This is a genomic window from Collinsella sp. HCP28S3_E9 (assembly GCF_052065455.1).
Classification (GTDB): domain Bacteria; phylum Actinomycetota; class Coriobacteriia; order Coriobacteriales; family Coriobacteriaceae; genus Collinsella.
In genome coordinates this window covers 50,874-64,627 of sequence record NZ_JBQHTZ010000012.1, presented here as the reverse complement: position 1 = coordinate 64,627, position 13,754 = coordinate 50,874, and the positions used below count along the sequence as shown (strand labels likewise).

Here is a 13,754-nt window from a genome sequence, read left to right as displayed (position 1 = left end):
GAAGTGAGAAAACGGACGGGCGTTCATATGCCGGTGTATCCGGAGAAATGCCCTGTTTGCGGCCTCGATATCGTGTATGACGTTTGCGACGGGGGATAGGTGATGCGGAGGAGCTGGCTGTGAAGGCCTCTCCGTCTCTACAAATAAATTCCCTCACCGAGTTGCTTGTGGAACTCGGCGTGATGGTCGCGTGCCCAGGTAAAGAGTGCCTGGTCAAAATTGGTATGCGTGGCCGGGACGCCAAAGACGCCGGCAACTTCGACGCGCACAAACTCCAGTGCCGGCAGCTTGTTGATGGCAGTGAGGGCAAACGGGGACGAGGGTTCTTCGAACAGATAGCGGCTGCCTTGCAGCGCGTCGCAACAGTTGCACGTGTTGCCGAGTGACGGGGCTTTGGAGGCTCGCGCGCCTACGGGCTTGTAGCCACAGCGCTTAGAAAGATAGTCGCGGATCTCGCCCGGGACGCAGCCAAGAGCGGGAACAATGGCGAGCGCGTTGGCATTGGTCGTGTCGATGGCAATGTGCCCGGCCTTGTTGGGTGCGTGCGCGATGGCGATGCCCTCGCCGTCATCGGCTCGATAGGGAATGCCGAAGGCCGCGACCGAGGTCTCTTTGTGACACTTCCAGCACTCGCGCTTGCCTAGTACTAGATATATATACGGCGCAGAGGGGTCGGATCGGTCAACACCGGGCAGCCACTCGGCAAAGGGCTCGGGGTTGACGCCGCTGGGTACATACCAGATCTTCTTGGTCCGGTCCCATTTGGCGCCCAGCGCCTTGGCTTCTTCTTTGCGCGAAAAGGGAACATCGAGCTCGGTGCGCATGGTGGCTCCTTGGTGCTGCAGGTGTAAGTGGCTCAAGGATACCGCAGGGTGTGGACGTTGTGGCGTTTTGCCGAGAAGCCGCGGTGCGGACTGGTTGGTTACGCCTTGGATAAACTGGCAAGTAGATGGTCGACTTTTGGCCAGTTGAGCGGCAACCTTGCCAAAAGCTTGACGGATTGCGGTTTGGGCATCGTCGAATGAACACTTTGGCGCACCTCGGCGAAAAAACCGCCGGTCGTTTACCGGAAACTTAACAGGACCGCCAGCCGCCGCCGGCGTGCGTGCTATCTTCGCGCCATGAGGTACTTTATCGTTTCACATAACGCCGCATTGGCGCTGTTGGCGCACATGCCGAACCCTCGCTTTGGGGATTCGGAGCCAGAGGTCGTGTCGATTGCAGGTGCCTGTGCGCTCTTGGACCAAGAAGCGCAGGAGGTTATCGATCGCTATGACCTGGGAATCGAAACGCTGGATTTGCTGGTGCCGTCGCGCGCCGGCCGTCGGCAGAGCAAGCATGTTAAGACGCATCTGTGCACCAACGAGCTCCCGGCGGGTTCGTTTATCTCGCTGGGCCACTGGATGGGCGACCTTGATGCGTATGTGTGCTCTCCCGAGCTGGCGTTTTTGCAGGCTGTGCACGATGGCGATATGGCAGCGGCCGTCTATGCCGGCTATGCGATGACATCGGATTACCGGCTGGATAACCTTGCTCCCGGTGGGGTAACAGGCAGGGATGCGGGCATGCGCGATAGCAGGCTCACGACTAAGGAGCTCATCGCGGCGTATATCGAGAAGTCACCCAAGGTGAGGGGTATCGCGAAGGCAAAGGCGCTGCTTGCATATGTGATCGAGGGGTCGCGCTCTCCGAGGGAGTCGGGGCTCTGCATGTTTATGTCGCTGCCTGCGCGCTACGGCGGGTATGCATTGGGCAAGGCCGAACTTAACAAGAAGGTCTTCATTCGCGATGGATACAATGACGGACGTGATCACAAGCTTCGCGTGTTGGAGCGCACACCCGACATAACGCTTACGGCTAAAGTCGAGGTGGGCATGGATAAAGTAAAGGCCGGACTGCTGCCAGAGGTGCTGACCGCGATGGTCGATTACGATAGCGATGCCATTCATGACGGACGCGAGAAGATTTACAAGGATGCCGAGCGCCGCAACGAGTTGGAGCTGTTGAGCGGCGTGGCACACTTCACCGTGACGACTGAGCAGGCAAATGACTACGACAAGCTCATCCGGCTGTGCGAACGCATCCGACGGAAGCTGCACCGGAACAAGCGACCCATTTTTAACAAGCCCATGAGCGAGGAGCAGCGATACTTTGCCCTCAAGCGCGTCGAAGCGAAGCGGTTTAAGCTTTGGCAGGCCGTAATCGAGGCGCGTCAACATTGGTAGGGGCGGTTGCTGGGCATGGGACCAAGGGCCTCATTGTCAGGTCTAATACTTTTCCCGAGAAGTGAACGAGTCAAAACGGACCCCCGAAACATCGACACTTTTGGTGGCTTATTTCCTGCGGTTTTATCATTGGAATCCTGCGGTTTTGGCTGTAAAAAGTGTGGATGCTTCGGGGGTCCAAATAAGGTCGTTCACTTCTCGGGAAAAGTATTAGACCTGATTATGGGAAGGCTGTCCGGATGTGGCCGCGAGGCTTGCGAAGGCCAGATCGGGGCAGTCGCCAAGGCTGTTTGGGTAATTTTGGGGCTGATTGGGGCGATCGCCGGGGTTGTCTGGGCGACTTTGGGTGTGGCAGGGGTAATTGCCGGCGATACCGAAGCAACTTGGGGTCTGCCGGGATGATTACCGGTTATGTAGAGGCGGTATCAGCCTCGATTGGGATAGTTATTGGAGCTGCCGAAGCGGTTTTGGGTGCCACGGCGCCCTTTTGGCTTAGCACATAAAACAAAACAGCCCAGAGGCATAGCCTCTGGGCTGCGAACATTTGGTGGGCGTTAGAAGATTTGAACTTCTGACCTCTTCCGTGTCAGGGAAGCGCTCTCCCCCTGAGCTAAACGCCCGATCAAGGGTGCGCAAGTGCGCAAGGGATAATATAACGGAGCTTGAACTCGGTGGCAAGAATATTTTTTAAAATCGCTAACGTTGTGGAATCAAAGGGCTTTGTCGCGCCCATTTTAAAAGAGCTCGCTGCCGTGATTTGGCTGTCGCATAATGCAAAGCCGTTGCGATGCCGAGCCATGGAAGAGACGTCTGCGGAATTGTCCTACCGATAAGCGGACAAGCCCCCAGCTGGTGCCTTCGCCGTGGTAAGGTAAGCCGAATTGTTTCCAGGCTGTTTCGGGGGAGCGGGATGAGCAAAGAGCGTGTCGAGCAGGTCGAAGGCGCAGGGACTTCGGTGCCGATGACCGATATATCGAACATTGATGTGCCCGAGGGCACCGATGAGCTCAGCCGCAGCACCCGCCGTGCATGGCGCGACCGCCTCAACGACGCCCAGACGCGCAAGATGATCGTGGGCATGTTGGCTACGCTCGTGGGCGGCTCGTTTTGGGGCTTCTCGGGCACCAGCGCGAGTTTTTTGTTCGATACCTACCATGTCGATACGCTGTGGCTTATGAGCATACGACAGATTCTCGCCGGCCTGCTCTTTATGGCTGTGGTTGTCACGCGCGACCGCGCACGCCTGGTTAAGCTTTGGACGACGCCGACCGACCGCAAGCAGCTGTTGCTCTTTACCGCCTTTGGCCTGCTGTTCAACCAGTTTTGCTATCTTTCGGCCGTGCGCCTGACCAACGCCGGAACCGCGACGGTCCTTCAGTGCCTGCAGCTGGTCATCATCATGGGATATACCTGCATCACCGATCGCCGCAAACCGCGCATGCGCGAGGTTATCGGTATTGGCCTGGCCCTTGGCGGCACGTTTTTGATCGCCACCGGCGGCGACCCCACGAGCCTGAGCATCTCGCCGCTCGGTCTGGTGGCGGGTCTTATGTGCGCGGTGAGCGCCACCTGCATGGCGGTGATTCCCGCCAAAATTCTGCCAGAATACGGCAGCCCCATCGTTACGGGTTCAGCCATGCTCACGGCTGGTATCGTCACCTGCACTATCGTGCAGCCTTGGGCCCATATGCCGGCGCTCGATGCCGCCGGCGTCGAGGCGCTCGCGGTGTTTGTGGTCGTGGGCTCGTTTTTGGCGTACATGCTCTATATGCAGGGCGTCAAGGACATCGGCTCGGTGCGTGCGAGCCTCATCGGGACCGTGGAGCCGGTCTCGGCAACCATTACCAGCGCCGTTATGCTGGGCACGGTATTTTTGCCGACCGACCTTATCGGCTTTGCCATGATTATCGTAATGATGTTTTTAACGGTGTAGCCCCCGCGGTTGCTATTAAAGGATAATGGGCTGGCGGCGCGTTGCTTTGGCGGCGCGCCTTTGTCTATAGAGAGGACCTCTTATGAAGTACTTTGGCACCGACGGATTTCGCGGCGAGGCCAACGTTGGGCTGACCGTAGAGCATGCGTACAAGATCGGCCGTTTTGTGGGTTGGTATTACGGCGCCAACCGCGAGCGCAAAGCACGCGTGATCGTGGGCAAGGACACGCGTCGTTCGAGCTACATGTTCGAGGCGGCGCTGGTGAGTGGCCTGGTCGCGAGCGGTGCAGACGCCTATATGCTGCATGTGATTCCTACGCCGGGCGTGGCGCACCAGACCGTGGAGGGCTGCTTCGATTGCGGCATCATGATCAGTGCGAGCCACAACCCGTTTTGCGATAACGGCATTAAGTTGGTTAACAGCGACGGCTTTAAGATGGACGAGGACGTGCTGGAGCTCATCGAGGACTACATCGATGGCAAGAGCGAGGTGCCGCTGGCCACGGGCAACCACATTGGCGCCACGGTTGACTACATGCAGGGCCGCAACCGCTACATTGCCTCGCTCATTGCAAGCGCGAACTTTTCGCTGCAGGGCGTCAAGATTGGCATTGACTGCGCCAACGGCTCGGCGTCCTCTGTCGCCAAGCCGGTGTTCGATGCGCTCGGCGCCGATGTGCGCGTGATTAACGCCGCACCCGACGGCTTTAACATTAACGTCGACTGCGGCTCTACGCATATGGAGCGCCTGCAGCGCCATGTGGTGGAGCAAGGCTTGGACGTGGGCTTTGCCTACGACGGCGATGCCGACCGCTGCCTGGCCGTGGACGAGCGCGGCCGCGTGGTCGACGGCGACCAGATTCTGTACGTGTGCGGCGTGTATCTTAACAAGCACGGGCGCCTCTCGGGCGGTACCGTGGTGCCGACGATCGCCAGCAACTTTGGCCTGATTAAGTCGCTGGAGCTTGCCGGCCTGAGTGCCGTGACCAGCGGCGTGGGCGACCGCCACGTGTATGCCAAGATGCGCGAGGGCGGCTACAGCCTGGGTGGCGAGCAGACGGGCCATACGATCTTTGGCGATATCGAGCGTACGGGCGACGGCATAATGACCTCGCTGCGCGTAATGGAAGTGATTCGTGCCGAACGCGAGACGCTTTCGCAGCTCGCGGTGCCGTGCAAGCTGCTGCCGCAGGCGCAGGTTGCCGTACGCGTGGCGGACAAGGATGCTGCGCTGGGTAGCATGGGCGTGCAGGCCGCCATCGCCGAGGCCGAGGCGTTGCTGGCAGGCGAGGGCCGCGTGCTGGTGCGCAAGAGCGGAACCGAGTCGGTGATTCGCGTGCTGGCCGAGGCTCCGGACCAATCAGCCGCCGACGCCGCCATGAAGCGCATCGCCGCCGCGCTGGAGGCTCTGTAGTTACGCAGTTTTACCAAACCGCGTAACCGCTCGACGCTACAAACGGCCCCAAGCGGCAATCTGGCGTTCAATTTCAAGGGCGCGACCAGAAGGTCAGCGCCCTTTCATTTCACGTCACCTTGCTCGCTTGGGGCCGTTTTCGCTGACGTTGCCAAGACATCGACGTCAACATGGTTGGCGTTGGCGATGGCGTGCTGGTCAATCCTTACAGCTGGTACAGCGTGGTGAACTTGTCCTGCAGGTAGCTGCAGTAGTAGCGGGCATCGAATGCCATACCGCACGCGCCCTTGATGAGCTCCGGCGCGTCCTTGGCGCGGCCCCACTGCCAAATGTGCTCGCCCAGCCAAGCGCGGACGGGTGTCAGGTCGCCGCTCGCACAGGCGCCGTTAAGGTCGACACCGTCGCGGCACATGGCCGGCACAAACATGGCATCGTAGGCGCTGCCCAGCGCATACGTGGGGAAGTAGCCAAACGAGCCGCCGCTCCAGTGCGTATCCTGCAGGCAGCCGCGCGTGTCGTCGGGAACGGGAATGCCCAGGTACTCGCCCATAAAGCGATTCCAAAGCGCGGGGATGTCCTTGGCCGTGGCCTCGCCGGCAAACAGCATGCGCTCAATCTCGTAGCGCACCATAATATGCAGCGGGTAGGTGAGCTCGTCGGCCTCGGTACGGATCAGCGACGGCTGAGCGATGTTCACGGCGTGGTAGAGCGTGTCCTCGTCCACGTTGCCGTAGACCTCGGGCGCGTGACGGCGCAGCACTTCGAGCAGCGGGCCCATAAAAGCGCGACTGCGGCCTACGGTGTTCTCGAAAAAGCGGCTCTGGCTCTCGTGAATGCCCATGGAGGTGCCGCCCTCCAGACACGTACGTGCGTAAGCGGGGTTCACGCCCAGCTCGTACATGGCGTGCCCCGCCTCGTGGATGATGCTATAGACGTTGGAGATGCAGTCGTTCTCGTAGATGTGCGTGGCGATGCGCGCATCGCCCACCGAGAAGCCCTCGCTAAACGGGTGCTCGGTAAAGGCGAGCGTGGTGTCGTCCAGGTTAAGGCCGACGAGCTTCATCAGGTCGAAGCTCATGGCGCGCTGGGCGGCCTCGGGCACATGCGCGTGCAAAAAGTCGGCAGTAGGCTGCTGCCCGCGCTCGCCGATGGCGTGAACGAGCGGCACGACGGTGGCCTTGACCTCGTCACAAAACTTATCGAAGCTCTTGGCGGAAAGGCCGCGTTCGTACTGGTCGAGCCAAACATCGTATGGGTCGCGCTTGGGGTCCATGAGCTGGGCCTGATGCTTAAGTTGGGCGACGATTCTATCCACGTAGGGCTCAAAGCTCGCCCAGTCGTTGGCCGTCTTGGCCTTGTGCCACACGGCGTCGGCCTCGCAGGTGAGCCTGGTCCAGGCTTCGGCTTCTTCGGTGGGAATGGCGCTTGCCTCGCGCTGGTCGCGGCCGAGCACGCGGATCTCGTCGAGCAGCTGCGGGTCGTTGATCTTGCCGCCGGCGACGGTCTCGTGTGCCAGCGAGCCTACAAGCTCGACGGACTTTTTGCTGGTCAGGAGCTTGTGATGTTCGCCGGCAAGGGTGCCCATAGCATCGGCGCGGGCCGCAGCGCCGTTGGCGGGGGCAATCGTCGCGCCATCGAACTCGGCAATCTTGAGCAGGTACTCGCGGGTCCATAGTTTGCCTTCGAGCTTGCGGAGCTTCTTGATGCCCTTGCCCGCCTTGGCGTTCTTAGAGGCCTTGGCCACGGCGGCCTTGGCCTTCTTATCGAGTTTCTTTCCCATACCTATATCCTTGATCTCGCAGACCGGACGCCACGGGTGGGCGTGCGGCCAGTTTGCACAGCTATCTGCCTTGTACCCAGTGCGAACAAAACGGAACGCGGCGATATGCTCGCAGAATGTGTTATCCTATAGCCCAATGCGTTGACGGAGAGGGTTTTGCCCGCCGCGTCGCCGGCAAGAGAGGGAAGGTCATGGGCTGCAAGCCTTCCTGCGGTGGCAAGGGCCAAGCGTTCACTCCCGAGCAGCAACCTCAACGGGCGCGCGGCCAGCGGCGGCGAAGCCCCAGTAGGGAAGCCGTGAGCCTCGCGATAAGGGGCACAGAGTGGGCACGGCGGGCCAGACATCCGCCGGGTCAAACAAGGTGGTACCGCGGAATTCAACCGTCCTTGGGCAATGCACATGCCCGAGGACGGTTTTTTGTTACCGAACCGGGCCGCGTTTTTGCAACGCCAGACGGCGGCAGTCGTCCTGGCGAGCGGGGAACGCGAGAGACGAAAGGGAAGACATGAGTCTGATTGATGATCTGGTCAAACTCGAGGAAGAGGCCAAGGAGCTCGTCGCAGGCGCCGACGACGCCGCCAAGCTCGAGGCTGCGCGCGTTGAGCTGCTCGGCCGCAAGGGTCGTATTACCGGCCTGATGCGCATGATGGGCAAGCTCGCCCCCGAGGATCGCCCCGTGATGGGCAAGCGCGCCAACGAGATGCGCCAGCTGATCGAGGGCATGCTCGACGAGCGCACCACCGAGATGAAGGCCGCCGCCCTCAAGCACGCGCTGGAGCACGAGGCCGTCGACATCACGCTGCCGGGCATCCGTCCGCAGATCGGCCACCAGCACCTGATCAAGCAGATCATCGAGGAGGCCGAGGACATCTTTAGCGGTATCGGCTACACCGTCGAGTCCGGTCCCATGGTCGACACCTCCTACTACAACTTCACCGCGCTCAACGCCCCCATGGATCACCCGAGCCGCTCGGCCCGCGACACCTTCTATGTGGTCGACAACAACCCCGGCAGCGTCGCGCACCCCGAGGCGCATGCCCACGGCGAGTCCGACGTGCTGCTGCGCACCCAGACCTCGGGCGTGCAGATTCACACCATGGAGTCGCAGAAGCCGCCCATCTACATGATCTGCCCGGGCACCGTCTACCGTCCCGACACGGCCGACGCCTGTCACCTGCCGCAGTTCAACCAGATCGAGGGCCTGGTCGTCGACGAGGGCATCACCTTTGGCGATCTTAAGGGCACGCTCGACTACTTTGTTAAGTGCATGTTTGGCGAGGACCGCAAGACGCGTTACCGCCCGCATTTCTTCCCCTTCACCGAGCCTTCCTGCGAGGTGGACGTGAGCTGCCACGTCTGCGGCGGCAAGGGCTGCAACTTCTGCAAGCACAGCGGCTGGATCGAGATCTTGGGCTGCGGCATGGTCGACCCCAACGTCCTGATCAACTGCGGCATCGACCCCGAGAAGTACACCGGCTTCGCCTTTGGCATTGGCGCCGAGCGCGTCGCGGCCCTGCGCTACGACCTGCCCGACCTCAGAACGCTCATGACGGGCGATATGCGTTTCCTGAATCAGTTTTAAGTTGACCTGTCCCGGCGGCTTCCCGAGCCACCGCACCTTGCCCCTCAAACCGTCGCTTGCGTACCCAAGTACGCGGCGCTCCTCTTTCGGGGCAATCTGCGGCACCTCGGAAACCCGTCTCCGTAGCTGGAGTTTTCCGTCTGTTTATTGCAGACGTTACAGATGAAAGGAGACCAGTTAGATGCGTGTTTCTTACGACTGGCTCAAGACCATGATCGATATTCCGGAGGATCCCAAGACCCTTTCGGACGAATATATCCGTACCGGCACCGAGGTCGAGGCGATCGACACCGTGGGCGAGTCCTTCGACCACGTGGTGACCGCCAAGGTGCTTACCAAGACCCCGCACCCCGATAGCGACCATATGTATGTGTGCTCGGTCGATGTGGGAGACAAGAATCTCGACGCCGACGGCAACCCCGCTCCGCTGCAGATCGTCTGCGGCGCGCAGAACTTCGAGGCCGGCGACCACATCGTCACGGCCATGATCGGCGCCGTGCTTCCCGGCGACGTCAAGATCAAGAAGAGCAAGCTTCGCGGCGTCGTGTCCATGGGCATGAACTGCTCCGCGCGCGAGCTCGGCCTGGGTGGCGACCACTCCGGCATCATGATCCTGCCCGAGGATACGCCCTGCGGCATGCCGTTTGCCGAGTACGTGGGCTCGAGTGATACCGTGCTCGACTGCGAGATCACGCCCAACCGCCCCGACTGCCTGTCCATGATCGGCATGGCCCGCGAAACCGGTGCCATTTTCGATCGCGATTTCCACGTTGAGCTGCCCGCCATCAAGGCGGAGACCGGCCGCGCGACCGACGACGAGCTTTCGGTCGAGATCGCCGACGAGGACCTGTGCGACCGCTATGTCGCCCGCATCGTGCGCAACGTGAAGGTCGGCCCCTCGCCCGACTGGATGGTCAAGCGTCTTAACGCTCTGGGCGTGCGTCCGCACAACAACATCGTCGACATCACCAACTACGTGATGATGCTCACCGGTCAGCCGCTGCACGCTTTTGACCTGGACACCTTTGCCGAGCGCGAGGGCAGGCGCCGCGTGGTGGTTCGCGCCGCCCAGCAGGACGAGAAATTTACGACCCTCGACGGCGAGGAGCGCACGCTCGACGCCGGCATGGGCCTCATTACCGACGGCGAGCGCCCCGTGGCGCTGGCCGGCGTTATGGGCGGCATGGATTCCGAGATCGAGGACGACACCGTCGACGTGATGCTCGAGAGCGCCTGCTTCGACGCCGGCCGTACCTCGCACACCAGCCGCGACCTGTCGTTGATCTCCGACGCCTCCATCCGCTTTGAGCGCCAGGTCGATGAGACCGGCTGCGTGGATGTGGCCAATGTTGCCTGCGCGCTCATCGAGGAGATCGCCGGCGGCGAGGTCGCTCCCGGCTACGTAGATGTGTTCCCCGCGCCCAAGACCATCGACAGCATAAAGCTGCGCCTGGCCCGCGTGCACGCCATCTGCGGCGCCGACATCGAGCCCGATTTTATCGAGCGCTCGCTCACCCGCCTGGGCTGCACCGTCGAGCGCGACGGCGAGGACTTTATGGTTACCCCGCCGAGCTTCCGCCCCGACCTGCCGCGCGAAATCGACCTGATCGAGGAGGTCCTGCGCCTGTGGGGCATGGGCCGCGTGACGGCGACCATCCCGGCTGCCAAGAACCACATCGGTGGCCTGACCCGCGAGCAGAAGCTCACCCGCAAGGTCGGCGAGATCCTGCGCGCCTGCGGCCTCAACGAGACCACGACCTTTGGCTTTGCCGCGCCGGGCGACCTGGAGAAGATCGGCATGTCCACCGAGGGCCGCGGCTGCCCCGTGGTACTTATGAACCCGCTGGTGGCCGAGCAGACCGAGATGCGCCGCTCGCTGCTGCCGGGCCTGCTGCAGTCTGTGGCCTATAACGAGGCCCATGGCACGCCCAACGTGCACCTGTACGAGGTCGGCAGCCTGTTCCACGGCCGCGAGAACGCCAGCCTGCCCAAGGAGACTAAGTCCGTGGCGGGCGTGCTCTCGGGCCAGTGGAGCGAGCAGTCTTGGAACATGAAGTACCGCAAGCTGCGTTTCTTCTTTGGCAAGGGCATTGTCGAGGAGTTGCTCGCCCAGCTGCGCATCGAGAAGGTTCGCTTCCGTCCCGTCGAGGGCGAGGGCTATGCCTTCTTGCAGCCGGGCCGTGCCGCCGAGGTTCTGTCTGGCGGCACCGTGCTGGGCTGGGTCGGCGAGATCCACCCCGAGGCGCGCGAAGCCATGGGTATCGACGAGGTCGTCGTTGCCTTTGAGCTCGACCTGGACAAGCTGATCAAGGGCGCCCGCAACCAGGAGAACTACCGCGAGTTCTCGCAGTACCCGGCTGTTGAGCACGATCTTGCTATCGTGGTCGACAACTCCGTGACTTGCGAGGACCTTGAGCGCCGCATTACCAGCGCCGGCGGCAAGCTGCTCGAGGGTGTGCGTCTGTTCGACGTCTACCGCGATCCGGTCCGCGTGGGCGTGGGCAAGAAGTCCATGGCCTTTGCGCTTACGTATCGCTCCGACGACCACACGCTTACCAGCGAAGAGGTCGAAAAAGCGCACCAGAAGATCGTCACCAAGGTGTGCAAGGGCGTAAACGGCGAGGTCCGCGGCTAGGTCCTGCACTGGGGTATGGGTCAGCGGTGGCTGCTGCCGAGCCTTACGTGACTGCTATCCTCGGTATAAGGCACTGCTGAGCCTGCATATATGACACGCGCATTGCATAACGGCGTGCTGCTTTGTCGGCAGTGCGCCGTTTTGCTATGATAGACAGCGGCGTGTTACGAATCTGACAATACGTAACACTGGCAAGGTGATTTAAGCGGCGTTGTAATTCTGTGCGCCGATAACCGGGAGGCGTACATGCACATTCCAGATAATTATCTGTCCCCGCAGACCGATGCCGTCATGGCAGTGGTGATGGTCCCTGTGTGGGTTCGCTGCATCAAAAAGGTGCGCGCCACGCTCGACCGCGAGCATATGGCGTTTCTGGGTATCTGCGCCGCGTTCTCCTTCTTGCTCATGATGTTCAATGTGCCGCTGCCCGGCGGTACCACGGGTCACGCCGTCGGCGGTGCGCTCATCGCGCTGCTGCTGGGCCCGGAGGCCGCGGCCATCGCGGTTTCGGTCGCGCTGGCGCTGCAGGCGCTGCTGTTTGGCGACGGCGGCATCCTGTCCTTTGGCGCCAACTGCTTTAACATGGCCTTCGTGCTGCCGTTTGCCGCCGCTATCGTGTTCCGTGCGCTCAACAGCCGTTTGCACGACAAGAGCTGGGGCACCTCGGTTTCGGCCGTCGTAAGCGGTTGGGTCGGCCTGTGCCTGGCGGCCCTGTGCACGGCGATCGAGTTTGGTATTCAGCCGATGTTCTTTACCAACGCTTCGGGCGCTCCGCTGTACTGCCCCTTCCCGCTCTCTATTGCCATTCCGGCCATGATGATTCCGCACATGTTGGTAGCCGGCGTGGTCGAGGGCGTGGCGACGGCCGCCATCTACGGTTTCATTAAGAAGACGGCGCCGAGCGTTATCGTCGGGCCCGAGGCCGCCGATGGCCAGCTTGCTGCCGAGGGCGCTGCTGCCAAGAAGACCTCGCTGGTCCCCACGCTCATCCTGGTCGCCGTGCTTGTCGTGGCCACGCCGCTCGGCTTGCTTGCCACGGGTGACGCCTGGGGCGAGTGGGACGCCGATGGCGCCGCGACCGCCGTTCAGGAGGCTGGTGACGACAGTCTGCAGACTTCGGTCGGTCTCGATACCCCGACCTTTGCCGATGCCCTGCCCACGGGCGATTATCTGCAGGCCTATTCCGAGGAGCAGGGCCTTGGCTTTGCCGGCCAGGCCGCGATGTATATTCTTTCGGGCGTGATTGGCGTGGCGGTGCTCACCATCGCCTTTCGCCTAGTCTCGCTGACGGTCAAGGAAAGCGGAGCCCATGGCGACGGTCGAGCTGCCTAGCTGGCTTGCGGCCGAGCAGCGTTATGAGCCCGCGGGGGCTCGGCATCGTGTGATGCAAAAGAATGTCCTGCACCTGGCGAGCCTGCTTGAGCGGGTTCGTCTAGGCGGCGGCGCACATAAGGGCGGGTCGATTATCGACCGCGCCCTTTCTTCCGTTTCGGCGCCAGTGCGTTTGGTGGGGATGTTCGTCTGCGTCCTGTGCGTATGCCTGACGCAGAGCCCGCTGTACTTGATGCTGATGACAGCGATCGCGTTGGTGCTCGTTGCGGTGCGCCCCGTACGCGGGCTGCGCGCGACCTTTGTGCCGGCGTTGGCTGCAGCGGGGTTTGCCGTGGTTTTGGCGCTGCCGGCCCTGCTGCTGGGTGCTTCTGCCACGGGCGCCATGCTCAAGATTGCGCTCAAGACCTTTGTTAATGTGTCATTGGTGTTGGGCGTTTCGTGGACGCTTACCTGGAGTCGCATGCCGGCGGCGCTTAAGATGCTGCACCTGCCCGACGAGGTTATCTTTACGTTTGATATGGCGCTCAAACACATCGAGGTGCTGGGACGCACGGCGCACGACCTGTGCGAATCGGTCATGCTTCGCAGTGTGGGCCGCGCGCCTGCAGGATTTTCGCGTACCGATTCGATCGCGGGTATCATGGGCATGACCTTTATCAAGGCGATGGAATGCAGCCGCGCGATGGACGAGGCTATGCTTTGCCGCGGTTTTGCCGGCGCATATCCGGCGCCTGCACGGAACGGATTTGGCTGGCACGACGCGGTCTATGCGGCCGTTGTGGTGCTGCTCGCCGTGTTGTGCGCGGTGCTGTAGCGCGGGCGGTCAAGCCGTCGATGTGAATAGGGAAGGGCG

9 protein-coding genes and 1 tRNA gene are annotated in these 13,754 nt (G+C 61.7%); 7 read left to right on the top strand and 3 right to left on the bottom strand.

What is annotated here, in order from left to right; all coding sequences use genetic code 11:
* Window positions 1-137: 137 nt before the first annotated feature.
* Entirely contained in the window at window positions 138-824 is a 687-nt protein-coding gene (locus tag ACTNA2_RS07050; RefSeq protein WP_441048999.1) for a DUF5710 domain-containing protein, read from the bottom strand.
* 387 nt (window positions 825-1,211) lie between these two features.
* On the opposite strand from ACTNA2_RS07050, the gene ACTNA2_RS07045 reads away from it, so the two are divergent.
* Entirely contained in the window at window positions 1,212-2,225 is a 1,014-nt protein-coding gene (locus ACTNA2_RS07045; RefSeq protein ID WP_427719129.1) for a hypothetical protein, read from the top strand.
* A gap of 545 nt (window positions 2,226-2,770) precedes the next feature.
* On the opposite strand, the gene ACTNA2_RS07040 is transcribed toward ACTNA2_RS07045, so the two are convergent.
* Window positions 2,771-2,845, bottom strand: a tRNA-Val gene (locus tag ACTNA2_RS07040).
* Window positions 2,846-3,135: 290 nt separating this feature from the next.
* Here ACTNA2_RS07040 and ACTNA2_RS07035 point away from each other — a divergent pair.
* Together ACTNA2_RS07035 and glmM are read left to right on the top strand one after the other, a co-directional pair.
* Window positions 3,136-4,158: a DMT family transporter gene (locus tag ACTNA2_RS07035; protein WP_441048998.1), complete on the top strand. Its 1,023-nt coding sequence runs from the start codon at window positions 3,136-3,138 to the stop codon at window positions 4,156-4,158.
* Between the two features lie 82 nt (window positions 4,159-4,240).
* Window positions 4,241-5,572 carry a phosphoglucosamine mutase gene (glmM, locus tag ACTNA2_RS07030; RefSeq protein WP_441048997.1) on the top strand — a complete coding sequence of 444 codons (1,332 nt, stop codon included), beginning with the start codon at window positions 4,241-4,243 and terminating at the stop codon, window positions 5,570-5,572.
* Window positions 5,573-5,777: 205 nt separating this feature from the next.
* On the opposite strand, the gene ACTNA2_RS07025 is transcribed toward glmM, so the two are convergent.
* Complete coding sequence (locus ACTNA2_RS07025; protein WP_441048996.1) at window positions 5,778-7,352, bottom strand: carboxypeptidase M32; 1,575 nt, start codon at window positions 7,350-7,352, stop codon at window positions 5,778-5,780.
* 505 nt (window positions 7,353-7,857) lie between these two features.
* On the opposite strand from ACTNA2_RS07025, the gene pheS reads away from it, so the two are divergent.
* The 4 genes from pheS to ACTNA2_RS07005 all read left to right on the top strand — a co-directional run bounded on the left by pheS (window position 7,858) and on the right by ACTNA2_RS07005 (window position 13,715).
* The gene (gene pheS / locus ACTNA2_RS07020) at window positions 7,858-8,934 is read left to right on the top strand and encodes a phenylalanine--tRNA ligase subunit alpha (protein ID WP_154517607.1); all 1,077 of its coding nucleotides are present in this window, start codon (window positions 7,858-7,860) and stop codon (window positions 8,932-8,934) included.
* A gap of 181 nt (window positions 8,935-9,115) precedes the next feature.
* Window positions 9,116-11,569 carry a phenylalanine--tRNA ligase subunit beta gene (pheT, locus tag ACTNA2_RS07015; protein ID WP_441048995.1) on the top strand — a complete coding sequence of 818 codons (2,454 nt, stop codon included), beginning with the start codon at window positions 9,116-9,118 and terminating at the stop codon, window positions 11,567-11,569.
* Between the two features lie 246 nt (window positions 11,570-11,815).
* The gene (gene cbiM, locus ACTNA2_RS07010; RefSeq protein ID WP_441048994.1) at window positions 11,816-12,901 is read left to right on the top strand and encodes a cobalt transporter CbiM; all 1,086 of its coding nucleotides are present in this window, start codon (window positions 11,816-11,818) and stop codon (window positions 12,899-12,901) included.
* Window positions 12,879-13,715 (top strand): energy-coupling factor transporter transmembrane component T family protein, encoded by an 837-nt coding sequence (locus ACTNA2_RS07005; RefSeq protein WP_441048993.1) that lies wholly within the window; start codon window positions 12,879-12,881, stop codon window positions 13,713-13,715. Before cbiM ends, ACTNA2_RS07005 begins: the two co-directional genes overlap by 23 nt.
* Window positions 13,716-13,754 lie beyond the last annotated feature (39 nt).

What these genes read in the sequence shown, in the direction of transcription:
- ACTNA2_RS07050 (WP_441048999.1), bottom strand. Translation starts at nt 824, where the DNA reads ATGCGCACCGAGCTCGATGTTCCCTTTTCGCGCAAAGAAGAAGCCAAG.
- pheS (WP_154517607.1), top strand. Translation starts at nt 7,858, where the DNA reads ATGAGTCTGATTGATGATCTGGTCAAACTCGAGGAAGAGGCCAAGGAG.
- ACTNA2_RS07005 (WP_441048993.1), top strand. Translation starts at nt 12,879, where the DNA reads ATGGCGACGGTCGAGCTGCCTAGCTGGCTTGCGGCCGAGCAGCGTTAT.
- glmM (WP_441048997.1), top strand. Translation starts at nt 4,241, where the DNA reads ATGAAGTACTTTGGCACCGACGGATTTCGCGGCGAGGCCAACGTTGGG.
- cbiM (WP_441048994.1), top strand. Translation starts at nt 11,816, where the DNA reads ATGCACATTCCAGATAATTATCTGTCCCCGCAGACCGATGCCGTCATG.
- ACTNA2_RS07035 (WP_441048998.1), top strand. Translation starts at nt 3,136, where the DNA reads ATGAGCAAAGAGCGTGTCGAGCAGGTCGAAGGCGCAGGGACTTCGGTG.
- ACTNA2_RS07025 (WP_441048996.1), bottom strand. Translation starts at nt 7,352, where the DNA reads ATGGGAAAGAAACTCGATAAGAAGGCCAAGGCCGCCGTGGCCAAGGCC.
- pheT (WP_441048995.1), top strand. Translation starts at nt 9,116, where the DNA reads ATGCGTGTTTCTTACGACTGGCTCAAGACCATGATCGATATTCCGGAG.